This window comes from Pseudomonadota bacterium, assembly GCA_039193195.1.
Classification (GTDB): Bacteria; Pseudomonadota; Gammaproteobacteria; order Steroidobacterales; family JBCBZW01; genus JBCBZW01.
Map to the genome: position 1 here is coordinate 15,561 of JBCCWS010000040.1, position 17,998 is coordinate 33,558.

Consider the following 17,998-nt stretch of genomic DNA (forward strand, 5'->3'; position numbering starts at 1 on the left):
GCGCGTGAAGACCATCGGCTTGCTGGGCGGCATGAGCTGGGAGAGCACCACGCTCTACTACCAGTTGATCAACCAGGCGGTCAAACAACGGCTCGGCGGCCTGCATTCTGCGCCAATCGCGCTGGTGAGCGTGGACTTTCACGAGATCGAATCGCTTCAGCACGAGGGCCGCTGGGACGAGGCGGGTGCGTTTCTGGCTCGCGCGGCATCGCAGGTGCAAGCGGCTGGAGCCGACTGCCTGCTGATCTGTACGAACACGATGCACAAGGTGGCAGACGCGGTGGAGGCGGCCATCGACGTTCCCCTCTTGCATGTCGTGGACGCGACCGCCGCCCTGGCGCGCGAGGCGGGACGGCGAAGGCTGGGGTTGTTGGGCACGCGCTTCACTATGGAGCAGCCGTTTTATCGGGACCGCTTCGCCCAGCGATACAGCATCGATATTCTCGTGCCCGGCGCCGCCGAGCGTGAGGAGGTCCATCGCATCATCTACGAGGAACTCTGTTTGGGGACGATCAACGACCGATCGCGCGCGCGCATGCTCGAGATCATCGACGGCCTGATGGCATCGGGAGCGGAGGCGATCGTGGAGGGCTGCACGGAGATCGGCATGTTGGTAGGCGAACGCCATACGCAGGCCCCTCTCTACGATACTACTGCCGTGCACGCTGAGGCCGCCGTCACCTGGGCGCTGACCCTTTGATCACTCCGATGGTTTGACCTTGCGTACAGGTAAGGTCAGGTCGTCGATAGCGGCTTCCGCCCTGCTACGTGCCTCGGTGTCGCTCGACTGGCCATCGGCGGCGATCACGTGCAGGTCAGTGATGCCAATGAACGAGAGTACGTGGCGTAGGTAGCCACTGGCGAAGTCGATTGGGCTGCCCAAGCGGGTGCCCCCTGAGGCCATAACCAGGTAGGTCGGGCGATTGGCGAGCAAACCGACCGGCCCGTCTGTGGAGTAGCGAAAGGTGCGCTGCGCCCGGCAGATCAGATCGATGTAAGCCTTCATGGCCGCGGGTACGCCGAAGTTGTAGATCGGGCAGGCGATCACTACTGCATCTGACTGCTCCCACTCGCCGATCAGTGTCTCCGACAGGGTCAGCACCTGGTGGTGCGCCTGCGTACGTGCCTCGTCGGGGGTGATGTTGGCTGCGATCCAGTCACCGTCGACAAATGGTAGGGGCGGATCGGCGAGGTCGCGCTCGGTAACGACGGTCTCGGCCGCAAGGCGTTCGACGAGGCGGTCGGCGAGGGCGCGCGTCACCGACGCCTCGCGCCGGCTGCTGGCATCCACACGAAGCAAGTGATGACGGCTCATGGTGGCATTAGCTCCATTGCTCGAGCAGTGCTTCGAGCTTGCGTTGGTCGATGGCGAAGCGACGGATGCCGTCAGCTAGCTTCTCCGTTGCCATCGCGTCTTCGTTGAGTCTCCAACGGAAAGCGCCTTCAGAAACCTCTCCTAGGGAGTCGATCTGCATATCCCGTGCGCGGTCCTTGGCGAGTCTGCGCGCGAGATCGCCCTCGCGCTGCTGCAGCTCATCGAGCAGGGCCGGGGCGATCGTGAGCAGGTCGCAGCCCGCGAGTTCGATGATCTGGTCGGCGTTGCGGAAGCTCGCCCCCATCACTTGCGTAGTCAGTGCGTGGTGCTTGTAGTAGTTGTAGATCGCCGTTACGGATCGGACTCCGGGGTCGTCCTCCGGGGCGTAGGCCTGTTGGCCCGTGTTTTGCTTGTACCAATCGAGGATGCGGCCCACGAAGGGTGAGATAAGTGTGGCACCGGCTTGCGCGCAGGCCACCGCCTGGGCGAGGCAGAACAACAGGGTCATGTTGCAGTGAATGCCTTCCTGCTCTAGGGCACGCGCTGCCTCGATGCCCTCCCAGGTGGAGGCGAGCTTGATCAGGATGCGCTCGCGGTCGATGCCCATCTCCTCATAGCGCTTGATGAGACGACGTGCCTTCGCCACGCTCGCACCCGCATCGAATGATAGGCGAGCATCCACCTCCGTAGACACGCGACCTGGGATCAGCTCGAGGATGGCGTGGCCGAAGTTTACGGCCACCTGCTCGGCGATGGCGTCAATGCGCGCGCGACCGGTGAGCGTCGTGGGGGCCGTGGCGATGGCCTTTTCGATGAGCGGCTGATACTCAGGTTGCTGGGTCGCGGCTAGGATCAGCGAAGGGTTGGTGGTCGCATCGACCGGTCGGCATTGGTGGATGCTGTCGATGTCGCCGGTGTCCGCGACCACGGTGGTCATCGCGCGGAGCTGGGGCAGTAGGGCGTTAGGCTGGGATTGCATGGGGTGTCCGCTGATTCCAGTTGTTGTTATCGGAAGAGTTAATAGGGCCCGCAGAGCTGCAAACCGCGCGTCTGGCGTAGCGCGCCCAGCTTACGTAGGGGTGGTGCGACCGAAGTCGGTGAACTCCAGCTTGCCCGTGTTCGGCCGCAACGATGCCCAGTCCTGCAACTGAGGAAGGACAAGGCCGATGATGCCGCAGGTGGGTAGCCCAGCCACCGGATCGGCACTCAGGGTGGCGGCAAGCTCACTCAGCCCCGGGTTGTGACCGACAAGGGCCACGCAGGAGTTCCCATCATCCGTATCACTTAGCAGTTCGAGCAGGGTTGTTCGTGAGGCATTGTAGATGGCCAGTTCGTACTGGATGGCTTCGGCGTCGTAGCGCAGCCTCTTGGCGAGAAGACGTGCGGTGCCGGCGGCGCGCGTGGCGGGCGAACTCACGATCAGATCGAGGATGATTCCGCGAGCCTGCAGCCGCCCGCCAGCGAGACGTGCCTCATGTTCGCCGTGATCACTTAGTGGACGCTCCTTGTCCGGTCCGCCCCCCGGGGGTTCCCGCTCAGCTTGTGCGTGGCGCACAATGAGCACGCGTCGGGGCGGACGCTCGCCGTTCATGAAGATGGGGCGGGCAGTGGCATTAGTACATCATGCCGGTTTGTAGGCGAGCAGCCTCACTCATGCGACTTTGATCCCATGCGGGTTCGAAGGTGAGCTCCACGCGAACATCCTCGACGGTGGGGATCAGCAATAGCTTCTCGCGCACGTCCGCCACGAGCACATCGCCCATCCCGCAGCCGGGCGCGGTCAAGGTCATCACCACGTCAACCCGTCGGGAGGTGCCACCCCCGTGTTCGAAAGTGCAGCCGTAGATCAAGCCCAGATCGACCACGTTAATGGGGATCTCAGGATCGAAGCACGTGCGCATCTGATCCCACGCAAGCTTCTCGACGTCATCGTTGGTGGCGCCCTCCGGTAGCTCGGGGCGGGGAGTGGGCTCCTTGCCTAGCGCGTCAGCGTCATGGCCAGCGATGCGGAACAGATGCCCGTCCAGGTAGACGGTGAAACTGCCGCCAAGGGCTTGTGTGATGTAGCCCATCGCGTCCTCGGGCAGGGTGGTCTCTTCACCGCTCGGGATTACGATGGCCTCGACGTCGCGACTGATGACTACCGGTTCGCTCTGGTTGCCAAACATCTCGCGTTACTCCGTGGACACAGTCGTCGGGTCCTCGGTCGACAGGGCCGAGTTCACGGTGTGCCAGCACAACGTCGCACACTTCACGCGGGAAGGGTAGGCGCGCACGCCAGACAGGGCGGCGAGCTTACCGAGCGCCGCCTGATCGACATCGGCATCGGTGTCGGTGAGCAACGCGTGCATGGCGCCGAAGACCTGCTTCGCCTGCGCGAGCCTAAGACCCTTCAGGTGTTCTGTCATGAGTGAGGCAGAAGCGATCGAGATCGCGCAGCCCGCGCCCTCGAAGCGGACATCACTGATGCGTTCGTCGTCGTCCACGTTTAGGTAGATCGTGAGCTTATCGCCGCACAGGGCGTTAAATCCGTCCGCCGTGTGCGACGCTGGCTCTAGGCGCCCGAAGTTTCGCGGGCTCTTGTTGTGATCGATGATCAGGTCTTTGTAGAGATCCGCTAGCTCCATCAGCCGAACACCTTCTGCGCTACGCGTAAGGCGTCGATAAGTCGGTCAACGTCCTCGTGCGTGTTGTAGCTGGCAAAGGACGCGCGCGCAGTTGCAGGTACCCGAAAGAAGTCCATCACGGGTTGCGCGCAGTGATGCCCAGTGCGCACGGCGACGCCCTCGCTATCGAGGATAGTGCCTATGTCGTGGGGGTGGATTCCGTCGAGTGCGAAGCTGAGGGCTCCTGCCTTCTCCGCGGCGGTGCCGATCACCCGCGCGCCCTTCAGATCACTGAGCAAATCGGTAGCGTACTCAAGCAGCTCGTGTTCCCACGCGCCGATGGCTTCGGGCGTCAGGGTCTCGATGAAGTCCACCGCCGCGCCGAGCCCGATGGCACCGGCGATGTTTGGCGTGCCCGCCTCGAACTTCGCGGGCAGGGGCGCGTAGCGGGTGCCGTTGAAGCGCACTTCGAGGATCATCTCACCGCCGCCCTGCCAGGGCGGCATCTGCTCCAGCAGCTCAGCGCGGCCGTAGAGTGCGCCGATGCCCGTGGGCCCGTACATCTTATGGCCAGAGAAGGCGTAGAAGTCGCAGTCGATGTCCTGCACGTCCACCCGCAGGTGAGGGACCGCCTGGGCACCATCGATCAGTGTCATGGCGCCCGTCTCACGGGCTAGCCTTACCATCTCCTTCACTGGATTAATCGTGCCGATGGCGTTGGAGACGTGGATCATGGCCACGATGCGGGTCTTGGGGCCGAGCATCTCGCGGTAGGCGACCATGTCCAGCTCGCCGGCTTGGCTGATGGGTACCGGGCGCAGCGTCGCGCCCGTGCGCTCGGCGAGGAGCTGCCAGGGAACGATGTTGGAGTGATGTTCCATGTGCGTGACGAGAATTTCATCGCCCGCTTGGAGGCGTACGCCGTAACTGTTGGCGACGAGGTTGATGGCCTCGGTCGTGCCGCGGGTGAAGATCACCTCGCGCGCCTCGCGAGCGTTCAGGAACGCGCGGACGCGCTCGCGGGCGTGCTCGAAGGCATCCGTCGCGCGTTGGCTGAGCGTGTGTACACCACGATGAACGTTGGCGTGGTCACGCTCGTCGTACAGCCGTACGGCGTCTATCACCGACTGGGGGCGCTGGGCCGAGGCGGCATTGTCCAGATACACGAGCGGGTGACCGTTCACCTCTTGGTCGAGGATCGGAAACTGCTTGCGCACAACACTTACGTCGAGGTCCAGGGGCGGCGCGTCCACCACATCGACGTCTGGACGTGGGTGGGACCGGCTAGCAGCAGTCATGACAGTTCCTCCAACAAATGAGCGCTGTCGCCTAGGCGGGCGAGCACGGCGCGGGTCGCCACCTCGCGCACGGGTGCCAGGTCGATGCGCTCGATCAGGTCGCGCGCGAATGCGTAGGTCAGCACCTGGCGGGCGCGTTGCTCGTCGAGGCCTCGCGAGCGGAGGTAGAACACAGCTTGCTCGTCGAGTTGGCCGACGGTGGCACCGTGGCTGCAGACCACATCGTCGGCGTAGATCTCGAGCTCAGGCTTGGTGTCGATCTCCGCTCGTTCACTGAGTAGCAGGTTGCGGCTCGACTGGTGCGCCTCGATGCCCTGGGCATCCTTGTGGACCACGACCTTGCCGTTGAAAACGCCCCGGCTACGGCCATCGAGCACGCCACGGTAGTCCTCATCGCTGCGGGTGTGCGGCTTGAGGTGGTCGACGCGCGTGTGCGTGTCGAGATGCTGCTCATCGGTCGGCAGGAACACGCCGTTCAACACGGTGCTCGATCCAGGAGCTGCCAATTGCACGTTGATGTCCTGGCGCGCAAGGCGCGCACCGGCCTGCAGGTGGTGATTGACAAAGCGCGCGTCGCGTCCAAGCGTGGTGTTTAGGGAATGCACGACGGAGCCCGTACGTGCTCCGTCATGTACCAAGTAGTGATCGATATGAGCGCCGTCTGCGAGGCGCAGCTCTTCGACCATGTTGGTGAAATTAGTAGGTTCGCCGAGGGTGGCGTGATGTTCGACGATGCGGGCGCGCGCATGGCAACCGGCCACCACGTAGACCCTAGGTTGGATCAGGGCTGCCGCCGCCTGCTCGACGCTCAGAAACACCAGGCATATCGGGCGATCCAGCTCGACGTTCGCGTCCAGGCTAATCAGCGCTCCATCCTTCATGAACGCGGTGTTGAGCGCCACTAAGCCGTTACTCTCCAGGTTGGCAACGGAGCCGAGCGCCATCAGGCGGGTGTCTTCCTGGTCTACCGCGTGCGCCAGGCTGCCCACGTGCACGCCGGCGGTGGTGACCTCCTCGGCATCGCTGAGGGAGGGTGCGTAGCGCCCGTTTACGAAGACCAGGCGCAGGGCGTCGTCGTTGGCGAACGACATGGCGGGAAGGGCATCCGCGGCGACGCTAGGAATGGCCGCCGCTGCTTGAAAGGCCTCGCGCTCTATGCGAGAGAGGTTGGTGTACTTCCAGTCCTCGTGCCGTGTGGTGGGAAAGCCTTGGCTCGAGAAGGCCTCTATCGCGCGCGTGCGCAGCGCTTTGATCGCCTCGCTGCCAGCGAGGACGCGCTGCATTTGCTCGTGCGCCTCCGTGTAGCGCGCGATCGTGTCGGCGAGGGCCGTGGTCATGCTGCGTTGGCCTCTTCGAGCACCCAGTCGTAGCCGCGTGCTTCGAGTTCGCGGGCAAGGTCCTTGTCTCCAGACTTGATGATACGGCCTGCGGCGAGCACGTGAACGTGGTCAGGTTCTATATAGTCGAGCAGGCGCTGGTAGTGGGTGACCAGCAGCATCGAGCGGTCTTCGCTGCGCAGAGAGTTCACGCCGTTGGCGACCACGCGCAAGGCGTCGATGTCGAGGCCCGAATCGGTCTCGTCGAGCACGGCGAGCTTCGGGGCGAGCACGGCCATCTGCAGGATCTCGTTGCGCTTTTTCTCGCCGCCGGAGAAACCCTCGTTGACGCCGCGTTGGAGGAAGCTCTCGTCCATCTGCATGAGCTGCATCTTCTCGCGGACTAGTGAAAGAAACTCATAGGCGTCGAGTTCCGGCAGATCACGGTGCTTGCGCTGTGCGTTGAGGGCCGCCTTCAGGAGGTAGACGTTGTTCACACCTGGGATCTCCACCGGGTACTGGAAGGCCAGGAACAGGCCTTCGCGTGCGCGCTCCTCTGGCTCAAGCTCCAGCAGGGCGGTGCCGTCGAAGTCCACGCTACCGCTCGTGACCTCGTAGCCGCTGCGGCCAGCGAGGAGGTGGGCGAGGGTGCTCTTGCCGGAGCCGTTTGGGCCCATGATGGCGTGCACTTCTCCCGCGCCGATCTCTAGCGAGAGGCCCTTCAGAATTTCCTTGTCCTGCACGTTGGCGCGCAGATCGCGAATGCTGAGCATGTTGACTTCCTGGTTTCCTTCGGGCGCGGCGCTCGAGGTCGAGCCCGCGCGATCATGTCCTAAATGCAGCTTGTTGCCGGCGCCGCTAGCCTACGGCGCCCTCGAGGCTCACGTTGAGCAGGCGCTGGGCCTCCACCGCAAACTCCATCGGCAGCTCCTTGAACACTTCCTTGCAGAAGCCGTTCACGATCATGTTCACCGCGTCCTCTTCCGCGATGCCTCGCTGGCGGCAGTAGAAGAGCTGGTCTTCGCTAATCTTGGAGGTGGTGGCCTCGTGCTCGACGGTGGCCGTTGGTTGCTTCACTTCCATGTAGGGAAAAGTGTGGGCGCCGCACTTGTCGCCCATGAGCAGCGAATCGCACTGGGTGTGGTTGCGGGCTCGCTCGGCGGTTGGTAGCACTTTGACCAAGCCTCGGTAGGCCTGTTGGGCGCGGCCCGCGGCGATGCCCTTAGAGACGATGGTGCTGCGCGTATCGCGGCCGATGTGGATCATCTTGGTGCCCGTGTCCGCTTGCTGCAGGTTGTTGGCCACGGCCACGGAGTAGAACTCGCCCACGGAGTTATCGCCGCGCAGAATGCAGCTCGGGTACTTCCAGGTGATCGCGGAACCCGTCTCGATCTGGGTCCAGCTGATCTTGGAATTGTCGCCGCGGCAGTCGCCGCGCTTGGTGACGAAGTTGTAGATGCCGCCGACGCCGTTCTCATCGCCGGGGTACCAGTTCTGCACGGTGGAGTACTTGATCTCCGCGTTCTTCATGGCCACTAGCTCGACGACCGCGGCGTGCAGCTGGTTCTCATCGCGCATCGGTGCGGTGCAGCCTTCGAGGTAACTCACGTAGCTGTCTTCATCAACGATGATAAGCGTGCGCTCGAACTGCCCCGTGTTGGCAGCGTTGATGCGAAAATACGTGCTGAGCTCCATCGGGCATCGCACGCCCTTCGGGACGTACACGAAGGAGCCATCGGAGAAGACGGCGGAGTTGAGCGCCGCGAAGAAGTTATCGCGCGGCGGCACTACCGTACCGAGGTAGCGTTCGATCAACTCTGGGTGGCTGTGTACGGCTTCAGAGAAGGAGCAGAACACCACGCCTGCTTCGGCCAGCTTCTCTTTGAAGGTGGTGGCGACGGAGACGCTGTCGAAGACCGCATCGACGGCCACGCCTGCGAGCGCGGCACGCTCGTGTAAGGGGATGCCTAACTTCTCGTAGGTCTCGAGGAGCTTCGGATCCACTTCATCGAGACTCTTCGGCTTGTCCTTGTCCGACTTCGGCGCGGCGAAGTAGGAAATCGCCTGGTAGTCGATCGGCGGGAAGTGCACGTGGGCCCATTTTGGCGAGGTCATCTTCTGCCAGTGGCGAAAGGCCTTCAGGCGCCAGTTGAGCATGAACTCCGGCTCGTTCTTCTTGGCCGAAATCAATCTAATGACGTCTTCGTCCAGGCCGGGCGGTACGGTCTCGGTGTCGATGTCGGTCACGAAACCGTGCTTGTACTTGCCTTCGACGACGTCGTGGACGTCCTGCATTCCGTTACTCATGCGTTACTCGTCTCTTCTTGCGCGGGCACGGGGGTGGTCGCGCCATTCGGATGGTGGGCGAGGGTGCCCAGCTGCAAAGATGGCACCGCCCCGTGTTTCCAATTGGCCAGCTCAGCCAAGGAGATATCGTCGAGGGCCCGGCGAATCGCAACGTTGATGTGCTGCCAGGCGTTGCTAACCCCGCACACGGTCTCCAGCTCGCAGCACCCCGCGCCCGTGGCGCACTCGGTGATGGCGACAGGCCCTTCCAGGGCGTCGATGATCTGCGCGGCGCTGATCTGGGAGGGCGGTCTAGCCAGGGTGTAGCCGCCGTTCGTGCCGCGTATCGAATTCAGGATGCCGGTGCGGGCGAGGGCCTTGAGGATCTTGGCGGCCGTGGCGGGCCCTAAGCGCGTTTGTTCGGCGAGTTGCGCCGCCGACACGCACTGTCCGCCGACCAGCCGGGTCAGGATGAGCGTGCCGTAGTCCGTGAGTTTCCCGATGCGCAGCATTGCAGCGCCTCCCGATGGGCAGGGTGGAAGCCGAAATGGTACCAGAGAGGTCCTGTTTTGCAATAAAGCGATCGCCCGCCGGGCGGCAGGTCTCGAGGTGGCTCGCGCGTGCCGGGTGGGGCCGATGGTCCCGCCCGCACCTACGGCCGCTCGCACAAGGGCGTATCCCGTTGCACGATAGTGCCACCACCGAAGCGCGCGTCGCCGAGGCGCGGATGCAGGGTGAGTGCTCGGCGGGACTGAAGGAACTGAACTCTCGCAAGGCGAACGAATTCGATCCTGTCGCCGAGTGGACGGACTACCGCTCGATCTCCCTGCTACGCCAGTTCCCGCCCTGCGAGGTGCTGGTGATGATGGAAGTGGCGCGAACCCAGCTCAAGGCACCGCTTAAAGAGGAGGGCTCCTGAGGCGGTTTTCACGCGAGCCGAAAAAACTTCTCACGGGGGTGCATCTGTAACGATCGACGCGCGCATCTCTCCCAGTAGTAGCCATGAGAACAGCCGAGGAGGTTGAGATGTCTGACAACGCGGTTGGCCTAGCCGGTTTAGGGTTCTGGCTGTTTATCGCTGCGGCGGTCGTCAGCGCCATTTGGGAGGACATTCGCAAGCGCGAGACCCGTCACGCTACCTTGCGCGCCCTGATCGCCTCGGGGCAGCCAGTGGACCAGGCGGCCGTCGACCGGTTGCTCGGCAAGACCCAGCGTACGGAGCACGACATGCGCATTGGCGCGATCGTCCTGCGCTACATCGCCCTCGGGGTGGCGGCGCTGGGCGGGCTGTTGGCATTTCTGGCTGTGGAAGTGCTCTTCGCGCTACTCGGCGCGGCAGCCTTTCTGGGGCTCCTGAGCCTAGGCATGTCTGCCGCGGCCAACTACGCGGCGCGGGTGGATGCCACGCAGTCGTCGGCGCCAAACGACATCGTGCTGCCCGGACGACCCGCGCAGGGCGATGCTCCCCAGCAGGACCCAGGTGCCTAGGTCGGTCGCGTCATATCCGTGCGATCACCTGACTACTCCCAGGGCCCGGAGGCGCTGGTCGTGGCTCTAGCGCGCACCGGCGATCGCGACGCCTTCGCGGAGCTGGTACGGCGCCGCCAGAGCTGGCTGCGCACGCTCCTGCGCCGCTGCTGCGGCGACCTGGCGCTCGCCGACGACCTCGCCCAGCAGACCTTCCTGCAGGCGTGGAAGAAGCTGCACCAGCTGCGCGATCCCGAGCGCTTCGGACCGTGGTTGAAGCGCTTGGGTCTGAGCGCTTGGCTGGCGCGCATGCGCCGCCTAGACCCTCTGGCCAACGCTGACGTGGTGGGCGAGGAGGATGCCTCGAGCGAGGCAACTACGGCAGCCGACTCGGCCGACGGAGCGATGATCGCTGGCGATCTGGAGGCGGCGCTCGACGCCCTGGCACCTGCCGTGCGCCTGTGCGTCGTGCTCGCCTACCACGAGGGCTTCACCCACGAGGAGATCGTGGAACTCACCCAGTTGCCCCTAGGGACGGTGAAATCCCATGTGCGCCGAGGCACTCAGAAGCTACGACAACAACTGTTGGCCTATGAAGATGCGTGACGATCTCGATCCCGAGCTGCTCGCCCTGTTCGAGCGCGAGCGCCCCGCACCTCAGGCGGACGAGGCGTTCGTGGCGCAGGTTATGCGCAAGGTGCAGCGGCGCCAGCGCGGGCTACTCGCGGCACGCCTAGCCGCTGGCCTGCTTATCGCGCTGCTGGCCGTGCCGCTGCAGGATCCCTTGGAGTTGATCACGGAGGCCTTCCTGTCGCCGCTGTTCGACGCGCCTGGCGCGCTGGGGCGTGAGCTGCTCTCGCCGCTCAGTAGTCTCGGCGCGTTGCTCACGGTTGGATTGCTTGCGCTCCAGCTGCTCATTCGGCGGATATTGCGGTAGGGGGCGCTGTTCACTGCACGCCTACTGCGGCGGTGAGACGCCGAAGACTAAGGTGGCCGATCGCCGCGAGTACGTGCACCCCGATCAATCCCAGGCGTAGGCGGCTCGGGAAAAGGGCGCTCGGCTAGTCGTCGTTTGCGTTGGCGGGCGCAGACGGAGCAGCGGGGCGAGTGTTGAGCAGATAGCGCAGGGGCGTGTCTAGGCGTCGGTTCCACGCATTCTCGCTATGATCCTCGCCCGGGAACGAGCGCGTGATCCAGTGCGCGTCGTCGTAGCCCGCAGTGCGCATTACCTCATCGACCGCTCGCTGATGTGGTGGGTAGTGCGCGTCTAGGCCCTGATCCCCATGATCGAAGTACAAGCGGTGCGCTCCCGGCGATGGCAGCGTGTCGCGAAGGTAGCTGGCGAACCGCGCCGGCACGGGATTGTCTGCTGTCTCGAAGATGCCGAGCCAGTGGGTGGAGAGGCAGGCGGCCCCGCCGAAGACCTCGGGGTACTCGAGAAGCCCGTAGAGTGAGATCAACCCGCCCATGCTGGAGCCGACGAGGAAGGTACTGGCGGGCGCGGTGAGGACGGCGTAGTGGGCATCGACGTAGGGTTTCAACTGCTCGACGATGAACCTCAGGTAGGCGTCGGAGGCCACCTCGCTCGCGAACAGCGCAATCCCGGGGGCGCGTTCGAGTTCGAGGTAGGCCCGGCGTGTCGCCGCGGGCAGGGCGCGCCACGGGCGTTCCGGGAAATACTCCGTGTGTCGCCGGTCGCCGCCATTGTCAATGGCCACGACGAGAAAGGGCCGCGTCTCGGCGCTCGCGATCAGGGCCGCGGCCGTCTCGTCTACCCCCCATTCCTGCTTGTTCCAGGTCGTGGTCGCATCGAACAGCATCTGGCCGTCGTGCATGTACACGACGTCGTACGGTGCGTCCTGCGGGTAGTCTGGCGGCAGCCAGACGCGGACCGTGCGCGCCGGCACGTGTGTGGCCTCGAACGGGGGAAGGGTCTGGAGCCTACCGGCAGAGACACTGGGCGCGGCGCGGACAAGGGCGTTGGGGGTTGTAGCCAGCAAGAGTACTAGGGTGACGACAAGCCAACGGTGCGTCGCCGGCGTGCCTGGCGTGCTGTAAGTAGTCACTGGTCTTTCGGTCGCGGTTTGATACGCCCACGCCGGTCGCGTGGTAGCACCTTCTCGATTTCCTCGATGCGAGCGGAGAAGCGCTCGCGCTGGACTGGCTTCAGGTCTGACGCTTCCTGGGCCAGCTTCAGCTGATCGATCGCTTGGTAGAGATCACCGTTGACCACATGAAACTCTGACATGTAGTAGTGCGCGTCGCCCTCATCGCCGGCCTCGCTAGCTGCTAGTGCGATCAGGCGCAGCTGCTCAGCGGTGTAGTTGATATTGTTGAGCAGATCGAGCATCAACGTGTGCGCTTGCTGCGCATGCCCGTTGTTCATGAGCGCCCGTGAGTAGCGCATCGTGAGCGGGATGTTGCGGGGGAACAGGCGCAAGGCAGCCTCGTAGACTTCCAGTCCATCTTGCACCTCGCCCTTGGCGATCAGCGACTCGGCGAGGCCCGAGTGGAAGGCTGTGACGTAACCCAACTCGTTGACTAGGGAGCGGAAGAACGGTTCCGCGCGCTTCGGCTGGTCGGCGGCCAGCAAAGAAATCGCATAGCCGTAGCGCGTGGGGACATCCGCTTCGAGGATGCCGTCGGGGGAGAAGTCTTCGAAGTAGCGCACGGCCTCCGTGCGCGTGTCCGCTAAGAGGGAGCGCACACGCACCTTTGCGAGGTCGTAATCGAGGGTGTCTTGCGGCGGTTCCACATCGTTGTATTCAGCGGCGCGGTTGCGCGACTCGGCCACGCGGTTGGCCTCGAGGGGGTGCGTGCGCAAGAACTCAGGGATCTGGGTGCCTCGGATACCGGAGCGCTTGCCCAGGGTCTCGAAGAAGTCGGGCATGCCCTGAGGGTCAAAGCCCGCCTCTGCCAGGATGCCAATGCCCACCCGATCAGCCTCGTACTCGTTGCTGCGTGTGAAGTTGATCGCCTGTTGAGCCGCGACCCCTTGGGTCACCGAGGCTGCCGCGGCGATCGCATCGCCATCCACGCCCGCCATCGCGCCGAGCAGAACCGCCGCCAGCAGCGCGGCGCCGGTGACGAGGCCGTTCTGTCCCTGAGCGTGGATGCGTCGGGCGATGTGATCCTGTGTGACGTGGGCAACCTCGTGGGCGAGCACGCCCGCAAGCTCGCTCTCCGTGTTGGTGGCGTCGATCAGGCCAGCGTTGACGCCGATGAAGCCGCCCGGCAGCGCAAAGGCATTGATGGCACCATCCTTCACCACGAAGAACTCGAACTTATCCTCGCCATCACTGGCTCGGCTCGACAGCTTGTGGCCGAGGGCCTGCACGTACTGGGTGAGCTCCGGGTCCTCGAGGACCTGATCCGCATCGCGCAGCTGGCGCATGATCATGCGGCCGAACTGATAGGCCTGGGCACGCGAGAGCGTGGTGGCCCACGGTGCGCCAATGTCCGGCAGTTCGCTCTTCGGCATTGGCTGGGCGGCCACTGGCGTGCTGACCACTAGCGGCAGCAAGCCCAGCAACATCACAGCGACCTGGGTCGGGCGACGGCGGCGTGTGGCGAGCGATGAGGCGAGGCGTGTCATTGCAGGTCCGACCGTACGGTGGGCGGCGAGGTTCCCTGCCGCCGCTCGCCTTCAGGTCACAAGATGTCCGAGGCGTAGTGAGCCAGGCGCGAGCGCTCGCCGCGGAGCAGGGTGATATGGCCGGCGTGGGCCCAGCTGCGGAAGCGGTTGACCACGTAAGTGAGCCCCGAAGTGGTCTCTGTGAGGTACGGCGTGTCGATTTGCTCAACGTTGCCAAGGCAAACCAGCTTGGTGCCAGGGCCGGCGCGGGTGATCAGTGCCTTCATCTGCTTGGAGGTGAGGTTCTGGGCTTCGTCGACGATTATGTAGCGGTTGAGGAAGGTGCGTCCGCGCATGAAGTTCAGGGAGCGGATCTTGATGCGCCGGCGGATCAGATCGTTGGTGGCCTGACGGCCCCAGCCATCGCCATCCTCGGTCTGCGCCAGCACCTCGAGGTTGTCCATCAGCGCCCCCATCCAGGGCTCCATCTTCTCCTCTTCCGTGCCCGGTAGGAAGCCGATGTCCTCTCCCAGGGGTACGGTGACGCGCGTCATGATGATCTCGTTGTAAGCGCCCTTGTCGAGCGTTTGGGCAAGGCCCGCAGCTAGGGCGAGGAGGGTCTTGCCGGTGCCGGCAGAGCCTACGATAGTGACCATGTCAACGTCGTCGTGCATTAGGAGATTGAGCGCGAAATTCTGCTCGCGGTTGCGCGCTTGAATTCCCCACACGGCGTTGTGCTCGCTTCGAAAGTCACGCACCTGCTCGAGCACGGCGGTGTCGCCCTCGCGCTCGCGCACGATGGCCTCGAAATGCAGATCGCCTTCGCCGTGGACAAATTGAGAAGGATGCCATGCCTGCACTCGCGGGCCGTGAATGCGATATAGCGCCTTCAGCCCCTCCTGCCAAGACTCCATGTTCTCCCCGTGCTGGTCCCAGAAGTCTTCGTCGAGCGCTTCACTACCGGTGTACAGCACGTCGGTGTCGGTTAGCGTGCGGTCGTTGTAGTAGTCCTCTGCATGCACGCCGAGGATGGACGCCTTGATCCGCAGGTTGATGTCTTTGGACACCAGTGTGATCGGCACGTCTGGATGGCGCTCCTGCAGAGCGAGCGTCGCGGCCAAGATGGCGTTGTCCGGCGTGGAGCCAGGGAGGCCGTTCGGCAAAGAAAATTCAAAGGTTTGGGTCTGAAAGAAGAGTCGCCCGGGCTCGCTGGAAGGGCTCTCCTCGTGTTCCGGGGAGACGTCATCCGGCATCAAGCCGGGCAGTGCCAAGCCGTCCTCGATACCCGAGTGCGGTACCCCTTGCATGATGCGGTCGAGGAAACGGCTTGCCTGGCGAGCGTTGCGGGCGGGCTCGGACATGCCCTTCTTGAGCACATCGAGCTCTTCGAGGACCACCATCGGCAGGTGCACGTCGTGCTCCTGGAAGCGGTACATGGCCGTGGGGTCGTGGATGAGTACGTTGGTATCGAGCACGAATAACCGACGGCCCCCACTGCCGGGCTGGCGCCGGCTGCCGGCTTCGCGCGCATCACCTGGGTCGCCAGCGATCACCCCGGCGGCGGCGAGTCGGGTGGTGCCTGGCGTGCGGTCGTCTGCGCCGTTGCTCGGGCGGTTGCGGGTGCTCATCAGTTCTTGATTGGCTCCATGATGGCGTCGAGATTGAGGCGGTCACAGAATTCCATGAACTCCTCGCGCAGAGCGGCGATATGAACCCGTGACGGGATGCTCACGGACATCTGGACGGAGAACATGGCAGCGCCTGTGTGAGCGGCCGCGTAGCTGCGGGTACTGAGCTCAGCGATCTCGATGCCGCGCTGGGAGAAAAAGCCTGCCAAGTTGGACACGATGCCCTCGTGGTCGAGGCATACCACGTCCACCGCATAGGGCAGCAGGTCACCTCGTACCGCGCGTTCCTCGGTGCGCCGCACTGAGATGGCGAGGCGGTCTTCGCCTAGTCGCTCGAGCTCCCCCTCAAGGCGCGCCAAGGTGTGCCAGTTGCCGCCTATCAGCATCAACATGGCGAACTCGCTGCCAAGGCCCACCATGCGACTTTCCATCACGTTACCGCCGCATTCGAGGATTTTCGCGGTGAGATCGTGAACCAGGCCGGGGCGATCTGAGCCCACCGCGGAGATGACCATCAACTGCTTCATGTAGGGGGGAGTCTGTGCACCGTTGCTTGCTCGGGCCGAGTGTACAGGCAAAGGGTTCCAAGGCAAGGCGACGTATGGACCTGGCTCGGGCCGAAGCAGGCAACGGCGACATAAGCGCCTAATTCGGTCCCGGAACGACGGCGTCGACAGGGGGTCGAAGCGAGGGCTGGGGCCGGTGGGCACGGCCCGTCGACGCCTTTGGCTGGCGCTAAGAGCTCGGCGCCTTGCTAGGTGATTGAGCGGTCATTACCATTGCCGGTTTATCCGGCCCAAGGAACGCGCTTGAACACAGTGGGGACCATGGTCGCGCTGGCCAGCCCTATGGATGCTGCCGGGCGCGTAGATCGCGCGTCGTTCCAACGCATGCTGGATTTTCAGCTCGCGGGTGGAGTCGACGGCGTGGTGGTCGGCGGCACCACCGGGGAGTCCGCCACCCTGACGGTTGAAGAGCTGAGCGATCTCATTCGGACCGCGCGAGCGCACCTTCCCGAGAGCGTGAGCGTGATCGCCGGCAGTGGCAGCAACAGCACGCAACGCGCCGCCGATCTGACACGCCTGGTGTTCGAGGCGGGAGCCGATGGAGCCATGGTGGTTACGCCCTTCTACAACAAGCCAACGCAGGGCGGCTTAGTGCGGCACTACGAGGCAGTGGCAGACGCGGCGCTAGGCCCCGTACTGCTGTACAACGTCCCGTCGCGAACGGCCTGCGACATGCACCCGAGCACGGTGGCCGAATTGGCGCAGCACGAGCGGATCGTCGCCGTCAAAGAGGCCGTGGCCGACATGCAGCGTTTGCGTGAACTGCGAGAGCGATGCGGGGATCAGCTCGCGGTGCTAAGCGGCGATGACGGTTCGCTGATCGACGCGCTGGAAGTGGGTGTCGATGGAACTGTCTCAGTAACGGCTAACGTCGCTCCCAAAGCGATGGCCCAGATGGTGGCCCTCGGTCGCGGCGGTAACCTAGGAGCCGCACGCAAGATTGACGATAGGCTACGTAAACTGCATGCCGCGCTGTTCGTGGAGAGTAACCCAATCGCGGTGAAATGGGCGCTGACGCGCCTCGGGGTGATCGACGGGCCAGACCTTCGCCTGCCATTGACGCCTCTCGATGGTGCCCACGAGGCGCTACTGGATGACGCGCTCAGGACAGCTGGCCTGCATTGATGATACCGAAAGACGCTTTCTACGGGGACCGCACGGTCCGGCGATGCTTGCACGCGTTCGCCTGTGCGGCACTCCTCTTTCTCCTAGCGACGCTCGCCGCCTGCGGGGGGGGCGCCGCCGTCTGCGAACCGGATCCTGCCTACTCTGGCCGCCTCGACGGTCGCGAACTGAGCATTCCCGACGGCCTCGACTCGCCCCGAAACAGCGGCCGTTTCGACATCCCGCCGATCGCGAGCGCGGATCGTGAGGTAGATCCGCGGTGTACGGCCTACCCGCCACGGATCGAAGGGATCGAGGACAACAGCGCGGAAGCGCGTCGTGCTCGCCGAGCCGCCGAGCGCGAACGCGAGGCCGCGGAGCAAGCAGCAGCAGCCGCCGCCGCCGCGGGTGGGCAGGCTTCCAATCCGCGGGTCGTACCCTCACCGCCGCCAGCCCAGGGCGCACCGATCCCCTCCGATCGACGCGTTTACCGACAGGTGTTCGACGCCGTCGGCGAATGGGCTCGGGCTTGGGAAGAGCGCGATTTCGCCGGCTATCTTGATGCTTACTCGAGCGACTTCATTCCCCCTCAGCCGATGACGCGGGCGCAGTGGGAGGACGTGCGCCAGCAGCGTATGAGCGAGGGAGCTCAAGCCTTCACGGATCTGGAGTCTCTGGAGGTCTATCAGACGCCCGATCGGAACAACGTGATCGTGCGTTTCCGGCAGTACTTCGCATTTGAGAGTATCCAGTCCACGATCGACAAAGAGCTGTGGATGGTGCGGGAGCGGCGCAGCTGGAAGGTGGTCTCGGAGCGCGTGATCGCCGTGGAGTAGGC

At 64.2% G+C, this 17,998-nt stretch carries 21 protein-coding genes; 7 read left to right on the plus strand and 14 right to left on the minus strand.

The features are described from left to right. Positions 1–4 precede the first annotated feature (4 nt). Positions 5–700 carry an aspartate/glutamate racemase family protein gene (locus AAGA68_21720; protein MEM9387688.1) on the plus strand — a complete coding sequence of 232 codons (696 nt, stop codon included), beginning with the start codon at positions 5–7 and terminating at the stop codon, positions 698–700. Here the strand turns inward: AAGA68_21720 and AAGA68_21725 are convergent, their stop codons facing one another. The 10 genes from AAGA68_21725 to AAGA68_21770 all read right to left on the minus strand — a co-directional run bounded on the left by AAGA68_21725 (position 701) and on the right by AAGA68_21770 (position 9,333). Further along, a complete protein-coding gene (locus tag AAGA68_21725) occupies positions 701–1,315 on the minus strand; it encodes an NAD(P)H-dependent oxidoreductase (protein ID MEM9387689.1) in 615 nt (204 codons plus the stop codon). It abuts the gene before it with no gap. Positions 1,316–1,322: 7 nt separating this feature from the next. Further along, entirely contained in the window at positions 1,323–2,294 is a 972-nt protein-coding gene (tal, locus tag AAGA68_21730; GenBank protein MEM9387690.1) for a transaldolase, read from the minus strand. Between the two features lie 90 nt (positions 2,295–2,384). Then, entirely contained in the window at positions 2,385–2,906 is a 522-nt protein-coding gene (locus tag AAGA68_21735; protein ID MEM9387691.1) for a histidine phosphatase family protein, read from the minus strand. A gap of 22 nt (positions 2,907–2,928) precedes the next feature. Continuing rightward, the gene (gene sufT, locus AAGA68_21740) at positions 2,929–3,483 is read right to left on the minus strand and encodes a putative Fe-S cluster assembly protein SufT (GenBank protein MEM9387692.1); all 555 of its coding nucleotides are present in this window, start codon (positions 3,481–3,483) and stop codon (positions 2,929–2,931) included. A 6-nt stretch (positions 3,484–3,489) separates the two neighbouring features. After that, the gene (gene sufU, locus AAGA68_21745) at positions 3,490–3,942 is read right to left on the minus strand and encodes a Fe-S cluster assembly sulfur transfer protein SufU (GenBank protein ID MEM9387693.1); all 453 of its coding nucleotides are present in this window, start codon (positions 3,940–3,942) and stop codon (positions 3,490–3,492) included. Then, entirely contained in the window at positions 3,942–5,219 is a 1,278-nt protein-coding gene (locus AAGA68_21750; protein ID MEM9387694.1) for a cysteine desulfurase, read from the minus strand. Before AAGA68_21750 ends, sufU begins: the two co-directional genes overlap by 1 nt. After that, positions 5,216–6,556 carry a Fe-S cluster assembly protein SufD gene (gene sufD, locus AAGA68_21755; GenBank protein ID MEM9387695.1) on the minus strand — a complete coding sequence of 447 codons (1,341 nt, stop codon included), beginning with the start codon at positions 6,554–6,556 and terminating at the stop codon, positions 5,216–5,218. Before sufD ends, AAGA68_21750 begins: the two co-directional genes overlap by 4 nt. After that, a complete protein-coding gene (gene sufC, locus AAGA68_21760) occupies positions 6,553–7,308 on the minus strand; it encodes a Fe-S cluster assembly ATPase SufC (protein MEM9387696.1) in 756 nt (251 codons plus the stop codon). Before sufC ends, sufD begins: the two co-directional genes overlap by 4 nt. Before the next feature lie 85 nt (positions 7,309–7,393). After that, on the minus strand, positions 7,394–8,830 hold the full coding sequence (gene sufB, locus AAGA68_21765; protein ID MEM9387697.1) for a Fe-S cluster assembly protein SufB: 1,437 nt from the start codon (positions 8,828–8,830) through the stop codon (positions 7,394–7,396). A gap of 8 nt (positions 8,831–8,838) precedes the next feature. Further along, a complete protein-coding gene (locus AAGA68_21770) occupies positions 8,839–9,333 on the minus strand; it encodes an SUF system Fe-S cluster assembly regulator (protein MEM9387698.1) in 495 nt (164 codons plus the stop codon). A gap of 170 nt (positions 9,334–9,503) precedes the next feature. On the opposite strand from AAGA68_21770, the gene AAGA68_21775 reads away from it, so the two are divergent. From AAGA68_21775 to AAGA68_21790, 4 genes are all read left to right on the plus strand, one after another. Then, positions 9,504–9,740, plus strand: a complete 237-nt coding sequence (locus AAGA68_21775) for a hypothetical protein (protein ID MEM9387699.1) — start codon at positions 9,504–9,506, stop codon at positions 9,738–9,740. Positions 9,741–9,847: 107 nt separating this feature from the next. Then, a complete protein-coding gene (locus tag AAGA68_21780) occupies positions 9,848–10,309 on the plus strand; it encodes a hypothetical protein (protein MEM9387700.1) in 462 nt (153 codons plus the stop codon). A gap of 18 nt (positions 10,310–10,327) precedes the next feature. Next, entirely contained in the window at positions 10,328–10,894 is a 567-nt protein-coding gene (locus AAGA68_21785; GenBank protein ID MEM9387701.1) for a sigma-70 family RNA polymerase sigma factor, read from the plus strand. Further along, positions 10,881–11,225, plus strand: a complete 345-nt coding sequence (locus AAGA68_21790; GenBank protein ID MEM9387702.1) for a hypothetical protein — start codon at positions 10,881–10,883, stop codon at positions 11,223–11,225. Before AAGA68_21785 ends, AAGA68_21790 begins: the two co-directional genes overlap by 14 nt. Before the next feature lie 124 nt (positions 11,226–11,349). Here AAGA68_21790 and AAGA68_21795 read toward each other — a convergent pair whose 3' ends face one another. The 4 genes from AAGA68_21795 to AAGA68_21810 are packed head-to-tail and all read right to left on the minus strand — an operon-like array spanning position 11,350 to position 16,017. After that, positions 11,350–12,354 (minus strand): alpha/beta hydrolase-fold protein, encoded by a 1,005-nt coding sequence (locus AAGA68_21795; protein ID MEM9387703.1) that lies wholly within the window; start codon positions 12,352–12,354, stop codon positions 11,350–11,352. Beyond that, entirely contained in the window at positions 12,351–13,883 is a 1,533-nt protein-coding gene (locus tag AAGA68_21800) for a M48 family metalloprotease (GenBank protein ID MEM9387704.1), read from the minus strand. The genes AAGA68_21795 and AAGA68_21800 overlap by 4 nt, the downstream gene beginning before the upstream one ends. A gap of 56 nt (positions 13,884–13,939) precedes the next feature. Continuing rightward, positions 13,940–15,490 carry a PhoH family protein gene (locus AAGA68_21805; protein ID MEM9387705.1) on the minus strand — a complete coding sequence of 517 codons (1,551 nt, stop codon included), beginning with the start codon at positions 15,488–15,490 and terminating at the stop codon, positions 13,940–13,942. Further along, positions 15,490–16,017 (minus strand): ACT domain-containing protein, encoded by a 528-nt coding sequence (locus AAGA68_21810; GenBank protein ID MEM9387706.1) that lies wholly within the window; start codon positions 16,015–16,017, stop codon positions 15,490–15,492. The genes AAGA68_21805 and AAGA68_21810 overlap by 1 nt, the downstream gene beginning before the upstream one ends. Before the next feature lie 291 nt (positions 16,018–16,308). Between AAGA68_21810 and dapA the strand changes: the two genes are divergently transcribed. Both dapA and AAGA68_21820 read left to right on the plus strand, forming a co-directional pair. Beyond that, positions 16,309–17,181 carry a 4-hydroxy-tetrahydrodipicolinate synthase gene (dapA, locus tag AAGA68_21815; protein ID MEM9387707.1) on the plus strand — a complete coding sequence of 291 codons (873 nt, stop codon included), beginning with the start codon at positions 16,309–16,311 and terminating at the stop codon, positions 17,179–17,181. Continuing rightward, complete coding sequence (locus tag AAGA68_21820; protein MEM9387708.1) at positions 17,178–17,996, plus strand: hypothetical protein; 819 nt, start codon at positions 17,178–17,180, stop codon at positions 17,994–17,996. Before dapA ends, AAGA68_21820 begins: the two co-directional genes overlap by 4 nt. Positions 17,997–17,998 lie beyond the last annotated feature (2 nt).